The organism is Streptomyces sp. 3-6 (assembly GCF_056323165.1).
Genome location: NZ_JBWHZP010000001.1, coordinates 571,695 through 588,842, shown reverse-complemented (window position 1 = coordinate 588,842; position 17,148 = coordinate 571,695). Strand labels below are relative to the sequence as shown.

At 71.3% G+C, this 17,148-nt stretch carries 17 protein-coding genes; 14 read left to right on the top strand and 3 right to left on the bottom strand.

The genetic code is table 11. The features are described 5' to 3' along the window. Positions 1 to 213: 213 nt before the first annotated feature. The 4 genes from lipB to AC02VZ_RS02395 all read left to right on the top strand — a co-directional run bounded on the left by lipB (position 214) and on the right by AC02VZ_RS02395 (position 3,640). Entirely contained in the window at positions 214 to 1,014 is an 801-nt protein-coding gene (gene lipB / locus AC02VZ_RS02410; protein ID WP_476474391.1) for a lipoyl(octanoyl) transferase LipB, read from the top strand. 93 nt (positions 1,015 to 1,107) lie between these two features. Continuing rightward, positions 1,108 to 2,073 carry a lipoyl synthase gene (gene lipA / locus AC02VZ_RS02405; RefSeq protein ID WP_476474390.1) on the top strand — a complete coding sequence of 322 codons (966 nt, stop codon included), beginning with the start codon at positions 1,108 to 1,110 and terminating at the stop codon, positions 2,071 to 2,073. 482 nt (positions 2,074 to 2,555) lie between these two features. Continuing rightward, on the top strand, positions 2,556 to 2,756 hold the full coding sequence (locus tag AC02VZ_RS02400; protein WP_476474389.1) for an SCO2195 family GlnR-regulated protein: 201 nt from the start codon (positions 2,556 to 2,558) through the stop codon (positions 2,754 to 2,756). Between the two features lie 182 nt (positions 2,757 to 2,938). Beyond that, on the top strand, positions 2,939 to 3,640 hold the full coding sequence (locus AC02VZ_RS02395) for a DUF4191 domain-containing protein (protein ID WP_476474388.1): 702 nt from the start codon (positions 2,939 to 2,941) through the stop codon (positions 3,638 to 3,640). A gap of 485 nt (positions 3,641 to 4,125) precedes the next feature. Here AC02VZ_RS02395 and AC02VZ_RS02390 read toward each other — a convergent pair whose 3' ends face one another. Next, positions 4,126 to 4,593 (bottom strand): RDD family protein, encoded by a 468-nt coding sequence (locus tag AC02VZ_RS02390; RefSeq protein WP_432058905.1) that lies wholly within the window; start codon positions 4,591 to 4,593, stop codon positions 4,126 to 4,128. 210 nt (positions 4,594 to 4,803) lie between these two features. Here AC02VZ_RS02390 and glnA point away from each other — a divergent pair, with 210 nt between their 5' ends. The 5 genes from glnA to AC02VZ_RS02365 all read left to right on the top strand — a co-directional run bounded on the left by glnA (position 4,804) and on the right by AC02VZ_RS02365 (position 10,173). Then, positions 4,804 to 6,213 carry a type I glutamate--ammonia ligase gene (glnA, locus tag AC02VZ_RS02385; RefSeq protein ID WP_476474387.1) on the top strand — a complete coding sequence of 470 codons (1,410 nt, stop codon included), beginning with the start codon at positions 4,804 to 4,806 and terminating at the stop codon, positions 6,211 to 6,213. 232 nt (positions 6,214 to 6,445) lie between these two features. Then, positions 6,446 to 7,465, top strand: a complete 1,020-nt coding sequence (locus AC02VZ_RS02380; protein WP_476474386.1) for a hypothetical protein — start codon at positions 6,446 to 6,448, stop codon at positions 7,463 to 7,465. Continuing rightward, complete coding sequence (locus AC02VZ_RS02375) at positions 7,462 to 8,124, top strand: DUF7019 family protein (protein ID WP_476474385.1); 663 nt, start codon at positions 7,462 to 7,464, stop codon at positions 8,122 to 8,124. The genes AC02VZ_RS02380 and AC02VZ_RS02375 overlap by 4 nt, the downstream gene beginning before the upstream one ends. 137 nt (positions 8,125 to 8,261) lie before the next feature. Beyond that, positions 8,262 to 8,519 carry an SCO2583/SCO2584 N-terminal domain-containing protein gene (locus AC02VZ_RS02370; protein WP_432058908.1) on the top strand — a complete coding sequence of 86 codons (258 nt, stop codon included), beginning with the start codon at positions 8,262 to 8,264 and terminating at the stop codon, positions 8,517 to 8,519. Between the two features lie 73 nt (positions 8,520 to 8,592). Next, on the top strand, positions 8,593 to 10,173 hold the full coding sequence (locus AC02VZ_RS02365; RefSeq protein ID WP_476474384.1) for a hypothetical protein: 1,581 nt from the start codon (positions 8,593 to 8,595) through the stop codon (positions 10,171 to 10,173). Here AC02VZ_RS02365 and AC02VZ_RS02360 read toward each other — a convergent pair. After that, complete coding sequence (locus tag AC02VZ_RS02360; protein ID WP_476474537.1) at positions 10,154 to 10,468, bottom strand: hypothetical protein; 315 nt, start codon at positions 10,466 to 10,468, stop codon at positions 10,154 to 10,156. The two genes, AC02VZ_RS02365 and AC02VZ_RS02360, sit on opposite strands and share 20 nt — an antisense overlap. A 272-nt stretch (positions 10,469 to 10,740) precedes the next feature. Here AC02VZ_RS02360 and AC02VZ_RS02355 point away from each other — a divergent pair, with 272 nt between their 5' ends. From AC02VZ_RS02355 to AC02VZ_RS02335, 5 genes are all read left to right on the top strand, one after another. Next, on the top strand, positions 10,741 to 11,100 hold the full coding sequence (locus AC02VZ_RS02355; protein WP_476474383.1) for an arsenate reductase family protein: 360 nt from the start codon (positions 10,741 to 10,743) through the stop codon (positions 11,098 to 11,100). Positions 11,101 to 11,225: 125 nt separating this feature from the next. Continuing rightward, a complete protein-coding gene (locus tag AC02VZ_RS02350) occupies positions 11,226 to 11,903 on the top strand; it encodes an RlpA-like double-psi beta-barrel domain-containing protein (protein ID WP_476474382.1) in 678 nt (225 codons plus the stop codon). Positions 11,904 to 12,481: 578 nt separating this feature from the next. Beyond that, entirely contained in the window at positions 12,482 to 13,510 is a 1,029-nt protein-coding gene (gene glnII / locus AC02VZ_RS02345) for a glutamine synthetase (RefSeq protein WP_432055792.1), read from the top strand. 398 nt (positions 13,511 to 13,908) lie between these two features. Continuing rightward, positions 13,909 to 14,577, top strand: a complete 669-nt coding sequence (locus AC02VZ_RS02340) for a winged helix-turn-helix domain-containing protein (RefSeq protein ID WP_476474381.1) — start codon at positions 13,909 to 13,911, stop codon at positions 14,575 to 14,577. A 278-nt stretch (positions 14,578 to 14,855) separates the two neighbouring features. Next, the gene (locus AC02VZ_RS02335; RefSeq protein WP_432055794.1) at positions 14,856 to 16,358 is read left to right on the top strand and encodes a DUF1996 domain-containing protein; all 1,503 of its coding nucleotides are present in this window, start codon (positions 14,856 to 14,858) and stop codon (positions 16,356 to 16,358) included. A gap of 102 nt (positions 16,359 to 16,460) precedes the next feature. On the opposite strand, the gene AC02VZ_RS02330 is transcribed toward AC02VZ_RS02335, so the two are convergent. Then, positions 16,461 to 16,931, bottom strand: a complete 471-nt coding sequence (locus AC02VZ_RS02330) for a hypothetical protein (protein WP_432055795.1) — start codon at positions 16,929 to 16,931, stop codon at positions 16,461 to 16,463. Positions 16,932 to 17,148 lie beyond the last annotated feature (217 nt).

Genomic DNA, 17,148 nt, shown 5'->3' with positions numbered 1-17,148 from the left:
GTCTCCTGCCTTCCGGGCGAGCTGTGAGCCGGGGTGCCTGTGAGCAGCCCGAACGGCCTCACGGTCGGCGCGAATGTAGCGGAGAGTAAGCGGGCGGTCGCACATTCCGTCAGGCATTCATCCGATCGTGTGAGGATTGGCCGGAAGGCTGACGGACGTACAGTGGCGTGGGCGCGTTGCGTGCCTTACGAGCTTTCCAAGGAGGCGCTTGCCGTGAGCGAGGTGCGGTTCGTCCGGATGGGCTTCGGAGCCGAGGCCGTGGACTATCGGGTGGCCTGGGACGAACAGCGCCGGGTGCACGCGGCCCGCTTCGCCGACGAGGTGCCCGACACCGTGCTCCTCCTGGAGCACCCCCCGGTCTACACGGCCGGCCGCCGGACCGAGGAGAGCGAACGCCCCCTCGACGGCACCCCCGTGATCGACGTGGACCGCGGCGGCAAGATCACCTGGCACGGCCCCGGCCAGCTGGTGGGCTACCCGATCCAGAAGCTGCCCCGCCCGGTGGACGTGGTCGCCCACGTGCGCCGCCTGGAGGAGGCCCTCATCCGCACCTGCGCCGACTTCGGCCTGGCGACCACCCGGGTCGAGGGGCGCAGCGGCGTGTGGGTGCTGGGCGACCCGGTCGAGCAGCGGCCCGCGCTCGGCGGACTCTCCCTCGACTTCGACCCGCGGCTGCACGACGAGGAGTTCGACCCCCGGCTGAACGGCCCGGAGTACGCCCCGTCCAACGCCGGACAGCGGCGCGAGGACCGCAAGATCGCCGCCATCGGGATCCGGGTGGCCAAGGGCGTCACCATGCACGGCTTCGCGCTCAACGTGAACCCGGACAACGTCTGGTTCGACCGCATCATCCCGTGCGGCATCCGCGACGCCGGCGTGACGTCCCTGGCGAACGAGCTGGGGCGCGACGTCACCCTGGACGAGGTGCTGCCCGTGGTCGAACGGCACCTGAAGGACATCCTGGAGAACGCGGACCTCAAGCCGCGGGAGATCGAGAGGACACCGGCGGCCTGACGGCCCGGCCGGAGGGGCGGACGCCGCCTCCGGCCACCAAATCAACGGGCGTACCCTGGGGAACGCCGAAGAATCAAACGCTAGGGAGCCGATGTGTCCGCAGTCGCACCCGACGGACGCAAGATGCTGCGCCTGGAGGTCCGCAACAGCCAGACCCCCATCGAGCGCAAGCCCGAGTGGATCAAGACCCGGGCCAAAATGGGCCCCGAGTACTCCAAGATGCAGAACCTGGTCAAGAGCGAGGGTCTGCACACGGTCTGCCAGGAAGCCGGCTGCCCGAACATCTACGAGTGCTGGGAGGACCGCGAGGCCACCTTCCTGATCGGCGGCGACCAGTGCACCCGGCGCTGCGACTTCTGCCAGATCGACACCGGCAAGCCGGAGGCGCTCGACCGTGACGAGCCGCGCCGGGTGGGCGAGTCCGTGGTCACCATGGACCTGAACTACGCCACCATCACCGGCGTCGCCCGCGACGACCTGGAGGACGGCGGCGCCTGGCTCTACGCGGAGACCGTGCGCCAGATCCACGCGCAGACCGCGCAGCGCGCCGACGGCCGCACCAAGGTCGAGCTGCTGGCCCCCGACTTCAACGCCGTGCCCGAGCAGCTGGCCGAGGTCTTCTCCTCCCGGCCCGAGGTGTTCGCGCACAACGTGGAGACGGTGCCCCGGATCTTCAAGCGGATCCGCCCCGGCTTCCGCTACGAGCGCTCGCTGAAGGTCCTCACCGAGGCCCGTGACGTCGGCCTGGTCACCAAGTCCAACCTGATCCTCGGCATGGGCGAGACCCGTGAGGAGGTCAGCGAGGCGCTGAGGCAGCTGCACGACGCCGGCTGCGAGCTGGTCACCATCACCCAGTACCTGCGCCCGTCGGTGCGCCACCACCCGGTGGAGCGCTGGGTGAAGCCGCACGAGTTCGTGGAGCTGAAGGAGGAGGCCGAGCAGATCGGCTTCTCCGGCGTCATGTCCGGCCCGCTGGTGCGCTCCTCGTACCGCGCGGGGCGGCTCTACCAGATGGCCGTCGAGAAGCGCGGCAGCTACGTCGCCGCCCAGGCGGTCTGAGGGCGCCTCGGCGCGTCCCGTCCCGGCCGCCGTGGTCGGGCTGCCCGCCACGGCGGCTGCCCGGCCCCCACCGCTGCGGCTGGGCGGGGCAGCAACTGCCCGGCCGCTGTGGTGGGGCCGGGCAGCCGTCTCACCGTGGCTGGGCGGGGCACTGCCGCACGGCCGCCCCACCACCGTGGCTTTCCGGCCGCCGGGCATGCCTGTGAAATCGCGCACAAGGAATTACTGGTCAGTAATGGCCGAGAGCACGCGGTCCCGCACGTCCTCGCAGATGAGGGCGCACAGCGGGGCCGCGTTCTCGTTCCCGGGCCCGGTACCGGGCCTTCATGGGTGTTTGACCGGCGGGTCACGTCCTGGTAACACCAAGCAGTGACCCTGGAATGACAGCACGTACACCCGCACGCGCACCCGGCACCGCACCGCCCACGTGCGTCCGGCCCCGTGCATCCGACCACGGAACCGTACCGAGAGGGACACCCGTCATGCAGGCCGCGCCCGTCCGCGCCACCGCCATCCCGTCCTTCACCACCGCCCTGCGGGCCGTCGAGTCGCTGCTGATGAGCAGCGGCCAGCGCACGGCCCGCCGCAACGCCTGGACCTCCGTCCTGGAGGACCGCCGCCGCGCCAAGGACCGGGTCGAGACCGAGCGCGCGCTGCAGCAGTCGCTGCTCACGCGCCCCTGATCCGGCCGTACCCGGTCCCGCAGGCCCACCGCGCGCCGTCCCGCGAGCCCGCCGCGTCCCGTCCCGTGGGCCCACCCTGTCCCGCGCCTCCGGGCGCCCCGGCCCGCCCGTGTCCCGGCCGGGGACTCCCCGGCCGGGCACTGCCGTCGATCGCGCTCCGGGGGGCACGTAGACTTCGGGGCATGGCGAGGAAGGAAACCGCAGCGGACGCTGCGAACCCCGGGCGACTGAAGCAGATCGCCCTGACCTACAAGATGACCCGCAGGGCCGACAAGAAGATCGGTCTTGTACTCGCGGCTGTCGGAATCGTCACCTTCGGTGTCTTCCTCGCGATCGGTTTCTTGATCGGGCACCCCATCTATCTCGGCATCCTGGGCTTCCTGCTCGCCTTCCTCGCGACGGCGATCGTGTTCGGGCGCCGGGCCGAGCGGGCCGCGTTCGGTCAGATGGAGGGCCAGCCGGGCGCCGCCGCGGCCGTGCTGGACAACATCGGCCGGGGCTGGACGACCACCCCGGCGGTGGCCATGAACCGCAACCAGGACGTGGTGCACCGCGCGGTCGGCAAGGCCGGCATCGTGCTGGTCGCCGAGGGCAACCCGAACCGGGTGAAGACCCTGCTGGCCGCGGAGAAGAAGCGGATGAACCGCATCGTCGCCGACGTCCCGGTGCACGACCTGATCGTGGGCACCGGCGAGGGCCAGGTCCCGCTGAAGAAGCTGCGCACGACCATGCTGAAGAAGCCCCGGGTGCTCACCGGCCCCCAGGTCACCGCGACCAACGACCGGCTGCGCGCGCTCGGCGACCTGATGAACAACATGCCGCTGCCGAAGGGCCCGATGCCCAAGGGCATGAAGCTGCCGAAGGGCGGCCCCCGGCCGCGCTGAGCCACCGCCGCCGCGGACGACACGCGCTGAGGGGCGCCCGGACCACTCCGGGCGCCCCTCAGTGCGCTGGGGTGCGTCGCGTCGCCTGCCGGTGACCGCGGTGCCGCGCGGTCGTCGTGCGGTGCGCCGCGTGTGGCGGTCTTGCCGGGCGCGTGACGGTTGTGCCGGGCGGCGGACGGGAGGCGTCGGGCGCCGCGCCGGGTCGCTCCGTCCCGTCCGGCCGTTCCGCCCTCCCCCGACGCCGTCCCGCGTCGTATACGGCGGGCCGTGCACGTCGGGCCGTGCGCGTCGCCCCGGACACGTTGCGCCGGTCACGTCGCGCCGGGTCGGGCCACGGCATCCCCGGGGCGGGCGGGTCGGCCGTGGCCGTCGGCACGAGCAGGGGTCCACGAGCGCAGGGGTCCACGAGCAGGGGTCACGGAACCGGAACCGTCCTTCCCGGAGCTACGGACCGGCGTCCAGGCGTCCCGGCCGGGCCGGAACCCTCAGATCCGCACCTCGACCGTGCCGGCCATCCGGTCGTGCAGCCCCCGGCCGTCGCGGTCCCAGATCAGGGCGGGCAGGGCCAGGCAGAGCAGCAGGCTGCGCAGCAGCGCACGCGCCGGCTGGACACTCCCGGTGTTCAGGGCGACCACGCGCAGCCCGAAGAGCCGCTTGCCCGGCGTGCAGCCGATCGTCCCGACGGTGAGCACGCTCATGACGAAGAAGATGAGCAGCGCCCAGTTGGACGAGGTCTGGCCGTAGCTGCCGGTGATCAGCTGGGACGCGATCAGCGCGCACATCGCCCAGTCCACCGCCAGCGCGCCGAGCCTGCGGCCGGGGCGGGCGATCGAGCCCGGCCCGTCCTCGGGCAGCCCGAGCTGCTCGCCCCGGTACCCGAAGTCGGCACCGGCGTCCTCCATGGCCGCACGCGGGCCGGAGAGCCATGATCCGATTGCTTGCCTGTTGTCCACCCGTCCACGGTACTGCGCCCGCATATGACCGGAGCAGGGCGGGGTGTGTCCGGGACCTCGTCGGCGAGGGCGCGGTTAACGTGTGCGAAACAAATGGGTCACGCCCGAGAAATCACCCGTCCCTAGGGTCGAACACAGCGTGTGCCACCCGCACTGGCCGCACGAACGATCTACCACCCCGGCGGGACGGTCGGGAGTAGGAGGAGCTGGATGTTCCAGAACGCCGACGAGGCCAAGAAGTTCATCGCGGACGAGGACGTCAAGTTCATCGACGTCCGGTTCTGCGACCTCCCGGGTGTGATGCAGCACGTCACGGTCCCTGCCGAGGCGTTCGACCCGGACGAGGAGCTGGCCTTCGACGGATCCTCGATCCGCGGGTTCCAGGCCATCCACGAGTCCGACATGTCGCTGCGCGCCGACCTGTCCACGGCCCGCGTCGACTCGTTCCGCCGCGACAAGACGCTGAACATCAACTTCTTCATCCACGACCCGATCACGGGCGAGCAGTACTCCCGCGACCCGCGGAACGTGGCCCGCAAGGCCGAGGCGTACCTGGCCTCCACCGGCATCGCGGACACCGCGTTCTTCGGCCCCGAGGCCGAGTTCTACGTCTTCGACAGCGTGCGCTTCAAGACCTCCGAGAACGAGTCCTTCTACCACATCGACTCCGAGGCGGGCGCCTGGAACACCGGTGCGCTGGAGGACAACCGCGGCTACAAGGTCCGCTACAAGGGCGGCTACTTCCCGGTCCCGCCGGTCGACCACTTCGCCGACCTGCGCGCCGAGATCTCCCTGGAGCTGGCCAAGGCCGGCCTGAAGGTCGAGCGCCAGCACCACGAGGTGGGCACCGCCGGCCAGGCCGAGATCAACTACAAGTTCAACACGCTGCTCGCCGCCGCCGACGACCTCCAGCTCTTCAAGTACATCGTGAAGAACGTCGCCTGGCGCAACGGCAAGACCGCGACCTTCATGCCGAAGCCGATCTTCGGTGACAACGGCTCGGGCATGCACGTCCACCAGTCCCTGTGGGCGGGCGGCGAGCCGCTCTTCTACGACGAGCAGGGCTACGCCGGCCTGTCGGACACCGCCCGCTACTACATCGGCGGCATCCTCAAGCACGCCCCGTCGCTGCTGGCGTTCACCAACCCGACGGTGAACTCGTACCACCGTCTGGTGCCGGGCTTCGAGGCCCCCGTCAACCTGGTGTACTCGCAGCGCAACCGCTCCGCCGCCATGCGCATCCCGATCACCGGGTCCAACCCGAAGGCCAAGCGCGTCGAGTTCCGCGCCCCGGACGCCTCCGGCAACCCGTACCTGGCGTTCTCCGCGCTGCTGCTCGCGGGCCTGGACGGCATCAAGAACAAGATCGAGCCGGCCGAGCCGATCGACAAGGACCTCTACGAGCTGGCTCCCGAGGAGCACGCCAACGTCGCCCAGGTCCCGACCTCGCTCCCCGCCGTCCTCGACCACCTGGAGGCCGACCACGAGTTCCTCCTCCAGGGCGACGTCTTCACCCCGGACCTGATCGAGACCTGGATCGACCTCAAGCGCACCAGCGAGATCGCCCCGCTGCAGCTGCGCCCGCACCCCCACGAGTTCGAGCTGTACTTCGACGTGTGACACCGCCCCGGGCCGGAGCGGGTGACCGCTTCCGGCCCGGCCGCCTTCCGGGTCCGTCGGCCGTGTTCCCTCCCGTGGTGGGGACACGGCCGACGCCCGTTCCGGCCGGGAGGTACGGACGGATGCTGCGGTCGCGCCCCAGCCATCGCTCGCCCCTTCCGCGCACCCTTGCCCTCCCGTTGGTCGGCTGAGAAAATCGGGCTCCCTCGGGTCGCGGTAAGGCGAGTTCCTCATGATCTCTGCAACCGATTATGTCGGACAGGATTTCGGCTGGTTCAGCATCACGCGGCACATCGGTTCCGGCGCCGAGGCCGAAGTCTTTCACTGCCGCCACCTGCCCACGCAGCGCCTCTACGTTCTCCGCTTACCCGCCGAGGAGGACGACCTCTGGGAACGGAACGGCCCCTTGCTGCCGCCGGTGAATCACGCGATCGAACATGCCAATGCCATCGGATCCGCGGCGGCGGGGCCCCTGTACGAAAACGTCGAAGTTCTCGTGGGCGGAAGAAGGGTAAAAAGCCACGTCATTCAGCTGTTCGGGGTCCGGGAGGGTCGCTATCTTCTCCCGGTCAGCAACCGTCGCAGTCTCCGCGGGGCCATGTCGTTCGATGCCGTACTGGACATCCCCGCCCGTCTGACGAGGACCACACTTTTCTGGGAACGGATCCAGCACATGCTGCTCGCGGACTGCAGCTTCCTGGACTCGAGCCATCTCGGTGAGGCCCAGTGGCTGAGCCGTTGGCAGGCACTGCTGGCCAACGATTCCTCGCTCGTCCACGGGCTGGATCTCGCCCAGTTCTCGCCGCGCACCGACGAGTTGATCAGTGCGTGCCTGACCAGGAGCGTGATCCCCGGCCCCCGGCTGGAGGAGTCCGCGATCATGCGGATCCTCTACGGGGTGGCGACCGGCGCCTTCGGACTCGACACCATCGAGAGGTCACTGGTCTGCCCGTTCTTCCGGAGGAACATCACGGTCGCAGATGTCGACTACGCACTCGGGCTGCTGGGGCTGTACGGGCAGGTGGACTGGATCGAGAGACCGGTCGCATGGCTGGGCCCGCACCACGTACAGCCCCTCGTCACCCTGCTCGACGGCCTCTCCCGCCAACCCCACGACTACCAGGACGACCGTTCGGAGTTCGTGGATACGGGATTCCCCGACCGCCGCACAGTCGAGCAGTTCGATCTCATGCTGCAGGACGTGGCGGGCCACTCCCAACCATGCATTTCCATCAACAGGAACCGGGCGTGAGTTACTTCTGGTACATCTCGAAATCGAAGACCGAGCTGTTGTCGACGCACTACCGAAGGAGCCTCTGGGATTCCTTCCGCGAACTCAGTATGAAGCTCAAGACCCCGATTGCCGAGGCAGAACTCCGGTTCACCCATGCCACGCCGCATCTGGTCAGCGAAATCCGCCGTCTGGAGGGAAGGATCACCAAGGACCTGGCACCGCCGGGCTTCGAGAACCTGACCGTCGGCACGACGCCACTGCCCCCCTTCTTCTCGTTCCGGAGTCCGGCCGCGAGGTTCGTGGACGAGCAGCAGTTCTGGGTGGCCGGTCATGATGGAGGGGTTGCACTCGTCCTGGTGGGAGCCGCACACCACGCAACCGGAGTGTCCACCTCCTCCAGTGTGCTCAGCCCCAGCATCGATCCGTTCCGGGCCATCACGGAGAAGGCCGAAGAGGCATCGTCCCCCGTCCACGACGACCTCTCCGGCGCATGCTCCTACGCCTGGCAGGCGGTGATGCGGGTCAACGGCCAGAACGTCGCGAACCTGCCCACGGTGAAGGGCATCGCGGTCACCGTGGCCGTCATCGATGCACAGAGGCAACAGGTCAGGCGTGCCGGCATCGGCGGCATCCGGCAGGTGGTGGTGGGTACTCCGCTCTTCGTCGAGCAGACGTGACGCACCCGCCCCGTGTGTCTTCCTGCCGAGGCGCTCCGGTGGGCGCCGGCGGCCGCCCGTGGCCGGAACACTTCCGCCGGGGGCGGCCTTCAGGGGACCATGGGACCTGACACGGTTGTTCGAGAGAGGTCACGGGGATGTCCGAGAGGGACGAAGAGGAGCGGGAGTTCGACATCAGGTGGGCCGACGACGCCCCGCACAAGGAGCCGTCGGCGCGGGCCCGGATGCTCGCCGCCCGGTGGAAGGACAACCCTCCCGGGCCGGTCCCGTTCCGCCCCGAACCGGAGCACCGCGGGTCGGCCGGGCGCTCCCGCTGGACGTCGACCGTCCTGGTCCTGGGCGGGATCGTCGCGGTGATCCTGCTGCTGGGGTACATCGGCTTCCAGCCGTACTGATTCTCCCGCGACAGCCGCTCCCCCTCACGCCTATGGTCGGCGGGAACAACAGCTCGCGGGGGGCGTGGTGGACGTGGGGCGTGGAGAGAGCGCGGCGGTGCGGCTGCTCGGCGGGCCGTTCCCGGCCGAGGGCCTGGACGGCGGTGATCCAGGGGCCTGGACGGCCTTCGACCTGAGGCTCCGGTGGGACATCCGGTACGGGGCGGCGCCGCCCGACGGCCCGGACGCTCCCGGTCCGGACCCGGTGGCGCGGGCCGCGCGGGCGCTCTGCCATCCGGACGGCCGCGTGCGCGAGTCGGCGCTCGGCGAGGCCCTGGCGCACCCGGTGCTGCTGCCGCTGCTGGTCCTGCGGGCGGCCGACTGGGTCGCCCCGGTGCGGGAGCGGGCCCGCCGGCTGCTGACCGGGGCGCTCGACGCGCGGTCGGCGTTCGCCCTGGCACCGGTGGTCCTGCGCGCCGGGGAGCGTGCGCGGGGGACGTTCGCGGTCGAGCTGCTGGGCGCCGTGCTGCGCCGGGCGCCGCGTGAGGAGGTGCTGCGGCTGTGCGCCCACCCGGAACGGTCCGTGCGCCGGTTCGCCGTCCGGCTGGCCGTCGGGGAGGGGCGGTTCTCCCCCGCCGAGCTGGCCCGTCGCGCCCACGCGGACCACGACATCGTCGTCCGGTCGGTGTGCGCCGACGCCGCACTGGCGGCCCTGGCGCGCGGGGCCGACCGGGAGGGGGTGCTGGAACCGCTGCTGACCGCCCGCGGTCCGCGGGTGCGGGCGGCCGGGGTCACGGCGCTGCGGCGGGCGGGGCTGCCGGAGCGCGCCCAGGGGTTCCTGGCCGACCGGTCGGCGCTCGTGCGGGCCGGCGCGCGGTACGTGGTGCGGCAGGACGGCCGGGACCCGCTGTCCTGGTACCGGGAGCGGTGCGCCGGCCCGGAGGTGCCGCCGGACGCGGTGATCGGGCTGGCGGAGTGCGGGCAGCGGGGGGACGCCGCCGTGCTGTGGCCGCTGCTCGGCCATCCGGTGCCGCGGGTCCGGGCGCGGGCGATGGCCGGACTGCGTCTCCTGGACGCGGTCGACCCGGCACGGCTGCTGCCGCTGCTCGACGACCCGGCGCCGGGTGTGGTGCGGGAGACGGTGGCCGCGCTGCTGCCGTCCGCCCGGTCGCTGCCGGACGGGACGTTGACGGACCGCCTGGCGGGTCACCGGCCCCGGGCGACGCGCGTGGGCGCGTTCCGGCTGCTGGTCGCCCGAGGGGACGTGGCGGGGCTGCGGACGGCGGTGGGACTGCTGGGGACACGGACGAGGGACTGCGGGAGCGGGCGGAGCGGGCGGTACGGCGGTGGCAGCCCACGGAACCCGGGAACCCGGAGGTGGGCGTGCTGCTGGAGGCCGCCCGGCACCTCTTCGACGACGACGCCTACACCCGGCGCAGGTGGATGGCGGGCCTGCCCCGGTGACCCGGGGGCCCGGAGGCCCGGTGCTCGGCTCCCGGGGCTTGCCGGGATTCCCGGAAGTTGCCGGGAGAAGCCGGGAGCAGCCGGGAATCCCCGGTGCCTCCGGTGCCCCGGCGAGCAGGGCACCGGGACCCGGGGCTCCGCCGGCCGAGGGTCCGGTCAGGAGCCCCGTCGGTGCGGGGCCCCTCACCGCTTCAGCGGTTGTAGCGCATGAAGGCGCGGACCATGTGGCACGTGGTGTCCGACGGCGGGTGCACACCGATCATCTCCGCGGCGCTGCGTATCGTCTCGTTGCGCGCCTGGGTGGGCAGGTAGACGCCGGAGTCGAGCAGGGCGATGGCCAGGCGCATCGCCTTCAGCCGGCGGTTGTGCGTGACGTACCAGTCGCGCGGGCGGCCGGGCGGCAGCGGGCGCTTCTCGACCGGGGCGCAGGGCAGTTCGAGCAGGACGGGACGCTTGGCGGTGGACTGGGTGGGCAGGGGCTTCGGCTTCAGGGCGGCAGCGGGCACGGGCATCCTCCAGTCGCGGTCGGGGCACGCTCCGAGGTCGACGGCGACCCCGGCGATTCCCTCGAACACTGCTTCCAGTGTACCGCCCGGCACTGACAGTTCGGGGGCCTGTGGACAACCACAAAAGCCCTGCTCAGCACGTAAATTGAGAGCGCGTCACAGGGGGTGCGAGGGAGACGCGCGGGGCGTCTGAAATTCGAACAGAGTGGATTCCTCGCGGGCGGGCCCACGAAGAGAGCGGGTTCCGCGCGGGCGGGCGTACGGTGGGGCCCATGGAGATCTGGATCAACCCCGCCTGTTCCAAGTGCCGCAGCGCGATCAGCCTGCTCGATGCCGAGGGCGCCGAGTACACCGTCCGGCGCTACCTGGAGGACGTGCCGAGCGAGGACGAGATCCGCGAGGTGCTCGGACGGCTCGGACTGGAGCCGTGGGACATCACGCGCACCCAGGAGGCCGCGGCCAAGGAGCTGGGGCTCAAGGAGTGGCCGCGCGATGCCGGTGCGCGGGACCGGTGGATCACGGCGCTCGCGGAGCACCCCAAGCTGATCCAGCGGCCCATCATCACGGCCGACGACGGCACGGCGGTGGTCGGCCGCAGTGAGGAGGCGGTGCGGGACGCCCTGTCCCGGTAGCGCGGACACCCGCAACGGCCGTGTGACGCAGGTTACTTCGCGGACTTGCCCCGGCTGGTGAGCAACTCCGTTCGGTATCTCGTACATAGCGACGTACGCTCCCCCATCCTTTTCAGGAGGCGCGCATGTCGCGTAGGAGAACTCTCGGTCCGAAGAAGAAGCTGGCGCTGTTGCTGAGCGCCGCGACGGTGGCGGGAGGCGGCGCCTTCTTCATGGCGACGACGTCGAACGCCGCCCAGACACTGTCCGTCAAGGCGGCGGGCGACTCGACCGTGTGTCAGGGCCTGGCCACCGCGCTCGGCAACAACCAGAAGTTCATCGAGGGCCAGCGGGCCGCCCCCGACGCCCAGTCGGAGGCCAGAATCGCCAACCGCGAGGCGGTCATCGAGGAGATCAAGCGCAAGCAGGAGGCGTCCGGGTGCACGGTGGGGGAGTCGGCTCAGGGCTCCCAGGCCGGTGGCCAGCCGGCGGCGCCCTCCCAGCCCGCGCAGGGTGAGCAGGCGGGCGGCGGTGACGCCGCGCAGAACCCGGGCGGCGACGGCGCCGCGGCCGTGGGCGAGCAGGTGTGCAACGGCTCGACGGTCACCCTCTCCGGCGAGCCGGGCGCCCCGGCCGCGTCCAGCAACCAGTTCCCGGCCGGGACGAAGCTGAAGGTCACCAACCTGGACAACAACAAGTCCACGACGGTGGAGGTCACCTCCACCTCCGGGAGCTGTGTCCTGCTCAACGACGCCGCCTTCGAGCAGGTCCGGGAGCCCGGCAAGTTCCTGATCCGCCGGGCCGTGATCGAGAAGGTGGGGTGACGCCCGGGCGGTCAGGAATTCCCCGACGGCGGTCCCCTCGCGGGGGGCGAGGCGTGTTTCGGCCACGTCTCGGCTCGGGACCGCCGTCCCACGGGGGCCCGCCGCTCCGACCAGGAGCGGCGGGCCCCCGCCCGTGTCCCCGGGCGGGCGTCGCAGGGCGCCCGCCCGGGGACACGACGCATGACGGGCGGCTGGGCACACGCCGGGGGGCTGGGCCTGACGAGTCGCACGGCACAGGAACACGACGAGTGCCTCGCCCTGACGACTGGCCCGGCGCACGACGGGGGCACGGCGTGCGCCGGGCGCGCGGCGTACGACAGCTGCGGACAACGGCACACAGCCGCACGGCATACGACAGCCGTGCGGCGAGCGGCGTCCGGGCGGTCCCATCAGCACGGGCGTACGCCGGTCGGCGTACGGCGCCGCGGGTGCGGCGGAGTCGGTAACACGGCATTCACGTGCGGGCAATGGACGGGAAATCGCCTGTTGACACGCTGCGGGACATCAGCGTGGCGCCCCGCCGGGCGCGGCGCGGCAGCACCCGCACCAGCGCCCCGACCACCCGAAGGATGTGGACCGTGAGCTTCAAGGCCGAGTACATCTGGATCGACGGCACCGAGCCGACCGCCAAGCTGCGGTCCAAGACGAAGATCCTCGCCGACGGCGACAAGGGCGCCGACCTGCCGGTCTGGGGCTTCGACGGGTCGTCCACCAACCAGGCCGAGGGCCACGCCTCGGACCGCGTCCTCAAGCCGGTCTTCGTCTGCCCGGACCCGATCCGCGGCGGTGACGACGTGCTGGTGCTGTGCGAGGTCCTGCACACCGACATGACGCCCCACGAGTCCAACACCCGGGCCGCCCTGGCCGAGGTGGCCGAGCGGTTCGCCGCGCAGGAGCCGGTCTTCGGCATCGAGCAGGAGTACACCTTCTTCCGGGACGGCCACCCGCTGGGCTTCCCCAAGGGCGGCTTCCCCGCCCCGCAGGGCGGCTACTACTGCGGTGTCGGCTCGGACGAGATCTTCGGCCGGGACGTCGTCGAGGCGCACCTGGACAACTGCCTGAAGGCGGGGCTCGGCATCAGCGGCATCAACGCCGAGGTCATGCCCGGCCAGTGGGAGTTCCAGGTCGGCCCGCTGGCCCCGCTGGAGGTCGCCGACCAGCTGTGGGTGGCCCGCTGGCTGCTGTACCGCACCGCGGAGGACTTCGGCGTGGCCGCGACCCTCGACCCCAAGCCGGTCAAGGGTGACTGGAACGGCGCGGGCGCCCACACCAACTTCTCCACCAAGGCCATGCGCGAGGGCTACGAGGCCATCATCACGGCCTGCGAGTCGCTGGGCGAGGGCTCCAAGCCGCTGGACCACGTCAAGAACTACGGCTCCGGCATCGACGCCCGCCTCACCGGGCTGCACGAGACGGCCCCCTGGGACCAGTACTCCTACGGCGTCTCCGACCGCGGTGCCTCGGTGCGCATCCCGTGGCAGGTGGAGCGGGACGGCAAGGGCTACATCGAGGACCGCCGGCCCAACGCCAACGTCGACCCGTACGTGGTGACGCGGCTGCTGGTCGACACCTGCTGCACCGCGCTGGAGAAGGCCGGCCAGGTCTGATCGCCGCGGTTCGTACCGCCGGCCGTCCGTGAGGGGGCGTCCGCCGTACCGGCGGGCGTCCCCTCGCGATGTCTCGGGCCGGGCGGGTGTCCGAGCCGTGGGAACGGGCTCCTGCGGGCGGCCCGGGTCTGCTTCAATGGGGGCATGGCCAGCCACCGGAAGTCCGTCGCCACGGGTCGCCACGACCTCGAGCCCTTCTGGCCCTCCCGGCAGCACCACGACTTCGACCGGGTGTGTTGTCGCGCGTCCCACGCGCCGGCCCGGTAGAGCACCGCACCACCCCCTCCGGTCTCCCGGCGCGCACCGCGTACGTCCACGACGGTCCGCCCCGGTCCTCTCCTCGCGCGGCCGTCGTCCTTCCCGACGCACGTCCTTCCGCGCGAAAGAGCTGATCCGTCATGGCGACCCCCCGTTCCCTGCCCTCCGTCACCGCCTCCCGCTCCGTCTCCCCCGCCGCCCGCACCGCCGCGGCGCCCGCCCGTCCCCGACACCGGCTGCGCGCCGTCGACCGGGACGACGTGGTCACCGTCGCGGACCTGCTGCCGCCGGGGGCCACCTGGCTTCCCGCGCCCCGGCACACGCTGCCGGTCCTGCCCGGGCAGCCGCCGATGGTCGGCTACCTGGTGCTGGTCCCCGCCGACCAGCAGCCGCCGTTCCCGGTGCCCGTGCCGGACCGGGCCGACCCGACGGACCGAACCGGTGCCGATGGGTCGGGCGGCGCGGAAGGCGCGGACGGCGCGGAAGGCGCGGACGGCGCCGTTCCCGGCCGGGCCGACGACCTGATCCGCATCGACGCCGCCCGGCGCACCGCCTCCGTGGACGACCGCGAACTCGACCTCACCTACCTGGAGTTCGAGCTGCTGGCCCATCTCGTCGGCCACCCCCACCGGGTGCACACCCGGGAGCAGCTGGTGGGCACGGTGTGGGGCTACGGCCACGTGGGCGACGGCCGCACCGTCGACGTCCACATCGCCCGGCTGCGCCGCAAGCTGGGGGCCGAGCACCGCACGACCATCCGCACGGTGCGCCGGGTCGGCTACCAGTACGTCCCGCCGACCGCGCGCTGACCCCCGGGAGGCCGGCCTCCCGGCCGTCCCGGCCCATCGCCGCGGGACGGGAGCTGCCCGCCTGCCGTGTCCGCCCACCCTCACCCGGGGTGGGCGGCCCACAACTCCCGGTGGAGCAGCGGCTGTTGAAACCCCTGGAGCGCGGGAAGTTCTCAACGATTTCCGGGACGGGTGAACACCCCTGAGGCGGCTCCCGTATTCAAGGGCGCCGCTTCACTCCTGTCGGGCGCCTCGATGCCCCGCAATGGGATGCCCCGCAAGGAAGTCAGAGGAGTTCCATGGGACGCAACACAAGAAAACGCCGTACGCCGCTGGCCACCAAGGCCATTGCCGCATCGGCGGCCCTAGCGCTCGGTGGGGGCGGGCTGATCTGGGCGAACTTCTACGCATCGGCGCACGAGAAGGCGCCGGACAACCGGACGAAACGGAACGTGTCGCAGGTCGTCACGATCTACTGTCCGGACGTGGGCCAGAAACTCCGGAACGTGCCGGACCGGGCCCGTGGCGAGGTCGACGGTGAACTGGCCTCCATGGACCAGCAGATCACCGACGCCTACCAGCGCCTGGTCACCACGCGCCGCGCGCAGGCCGGGGACGCGAACTTCGTCCAGAACTCCATTCTGGGTCCGCTCAAGGACCGGCGGAAGGTGCTGATCGACCGCATCAAGCTGCAGATCAACCGGGCCGGCGGCAAGGCCCCCGGCAACCTGGACCGGCTGGCCGGATGCACCGGCCGCCCCGCCGGAGGCCAGAACGGCGGCGGTCAGAACGACGGCCAGAACGGGGGCCAGAACGGCGGCGGTCAGGACGGCGGTCAGAACGGCGGCGGTCAGCCGGACGACAACGGCAACGGTGTCGCCGGGCCGGTGGCGGCCGACTTCATCGACATCAAGGACGTCCCGCCCAACTCCCGCAACCTGCCGAACGGTCTGCCCGCCAACGGCGACACCGGCTCCACCGGCACGTTCACCTCGGAGTGCGGGACCAACGAGAACAACCTGTTCAACAGCGACAACCTGATCGCCGCACCGGGCGTCGACAACGGCGCGCACCACGTGCACGACTACGTCGGCAATCAGGACAACGACGCGTTCTCCAGCGACCAGGACCTCGCCAACGCCGACACCTCCTGCCAGAACCAGGCCGACAAGTCGACCTACTACTGGCCGGTGCTGCGTCTCCAGGACGGCACCGAGGAGTTCGACGCCAACGACCAGGGCGGCGGCGCCGAGGGCAACATCGGCCGCATCCTCAAGCCGGCCCAGGCGGAGCTGAAGTTCGTCGGCAACAAGCAGGGCGACGTCGTCGCGATGCCGAAGTTCCTGCGCATCATCACCGGTGACGCCAAGTCCTTCGTCAACGGCACCGCGAACGCCAACACCTCGTGGAGCTGCACCGGCTTCGAGGACCGGCAGTCGACGGACAAGTACCCGCTGTGCCCCGAGGGCAGCCAGGTGGTCCGGACGTCCAACTTCCAGAGCTGCTGGGACGGCCAGAACATCGACAGCGCCAACCACCGGGACCACATGGCCTTCGTCCAGGCCGACGGCAGCTGCCCGAACGGCTTCCAGGCCATCCCGCAGCTCCAGGTCAAGCTGGTGTACGACATCCCCACCCCGACCATCGAGAACGGTCAGGTGCAGAACCCGTACGCCGTGGACAGCTTCCCGGAGCAGCTGCACAAGCCCATCACCGACCACAACGACTTCATCAACGTCATGGACGAGGACCTGATGAACGAGGTGGTGGAGTGCATCAACACCGGTAGGGACTGCACGTAGTCCGCGGTTCCACCGCATCGCCGCACAGGCGGGAGGGCCGGTGGCGGGAGATCCCGCCACCGGCCCTCCGGTGTTTTCCCGTCCCGACGCGCGGCGAACGGCTCAGCCGCCGTGCCCGGCATGGCCGGAGGCGTGCTTGCCGTGACCGCCCTTCTGGTCGCCGCCGTCACCGCCGCCGTGGCCGCTGTGGTCGATGCCCTCCTCGACGTCACCGCCGAGCCGGCCCTGCAGGTCCTCCAGCACCTTCTCGTGTCCGACGACGACCCACTTGCGGCCGACGAGGTAGAGACCGCCGTAGTCCTTGGCCGTGTCGATCCACTCGCGCTGACCGCGGTCGGTGGCGAAGGTGGCGAGGATGTACTTCTCCTTGCCCTTCTTGCAGATCGCCTGGCGGATCGTGTCCGCGTCGGTCTGCATGTCCGGGTCGCACTTCACCTCGCTGGCCAGGTGCTCCAGGCTTCCGGTGGCGGTGGGCGGCACGTCCCGCTCCCCGTCGTCGCCGGCCCCGCAGCCCGCCAGCGCCAGTGCCGCCACCACGCCGGTCAGCGCGAGCATCGGTCGGGTCAGCCTCATGATGTTCCTCCGGTCCTTCCGGCGACATGCCGCACGGAGCCCCGGCTAGGGGCTCTCCGCCTCCGATACGGCTGAAACGGCCCGAGCGCTCAATCCCCGGTGCCGGGGAGGGCCGGTCCGATGCGAGGGTGCCCCGGTGGACGCCGACCAGGGAGACCGCGTGACGGCCGCCCGGGCCACGTTCGAGGACCACGGCGAGGACGAGGGGCCCGCCTGC

Excerpts from the sequence above, each read along its gene's own strand:
- glnA (WP_476474387.1), top strand. The coding sequence starts at position 4,804 with ATGTTCCAGAACGCCGACGAGGCCAAGAAGTTCATCGCGGACGAGGAC.
- AC02VZ_RS02335 (WP_432055794.1), top strand. The coding sequence starts at position 14,856 with ATGGGACGCAACACAAGAAAACGCCGTACGCCGCTGGCCACCAAGGCC.
- AC02VZ_RS02330 (WP_432055795.1), bottom strand. The coding sequence starts at position 16,931 with ATGAGGCTGACCCGACCGATGCTCGCGCTGACCGGCGTGGTGGCGGCA.
- AC02VZ_RS02340 (WP_476474381.1), top strand. The coding sequence starts at position 13,909 with ATGGCGACCCCCCGTTCCCTGCCCTCCGTCACCGCCTCCCGCTCCGTC.
- AC02VZ_RS02350 (WP_476474382.1), top strand. The coding sequence starts at position 11,226 with ATGTCGCGTAGGAGAACTCTCGGTCCGAAGAAGAAGCTGGCGCTGTTG.
- AC02VZ_RS02355 (WP_476474383.1), top strand. The coding sequence starts at position 10,741 with ATGGAGATCTGGATCAACCCCGCCTGTTCCAAGTGCCGCAGCGCGATC.
- AC02VZ_RS02370 (WP_432058908.1), top strand. The coding sequence starts at position 8,262 with ATGTCCGAGAGGGACGAAGAGGAGCGGGAGTTCGACATCAGGTGGGCC.
- AC02VZ_RS02395 (WP_476474388.1), top strand. The coding sequence starts at position 2,939 with ATGGCGAGGAAGGAAACCGCAGCGGACGCTGCGAACCCCGGGCGACTG.
- AC02VZ_RS02380 (WP_476474386.1), top strand. The coding sequence starts at position 6,446 with ATGATCTCTGCAACCGATTATGTCGGACAGGATTTCGGCTGGTTCAGC.
- AC02VZ_RS02400 (WP_476474389.1), top strand. The coding sequence starts at position 2,556 with ATGCAGGCCGCGCCCGTCCGCGCCACCGCCATCCCGTCCTTCACCACC.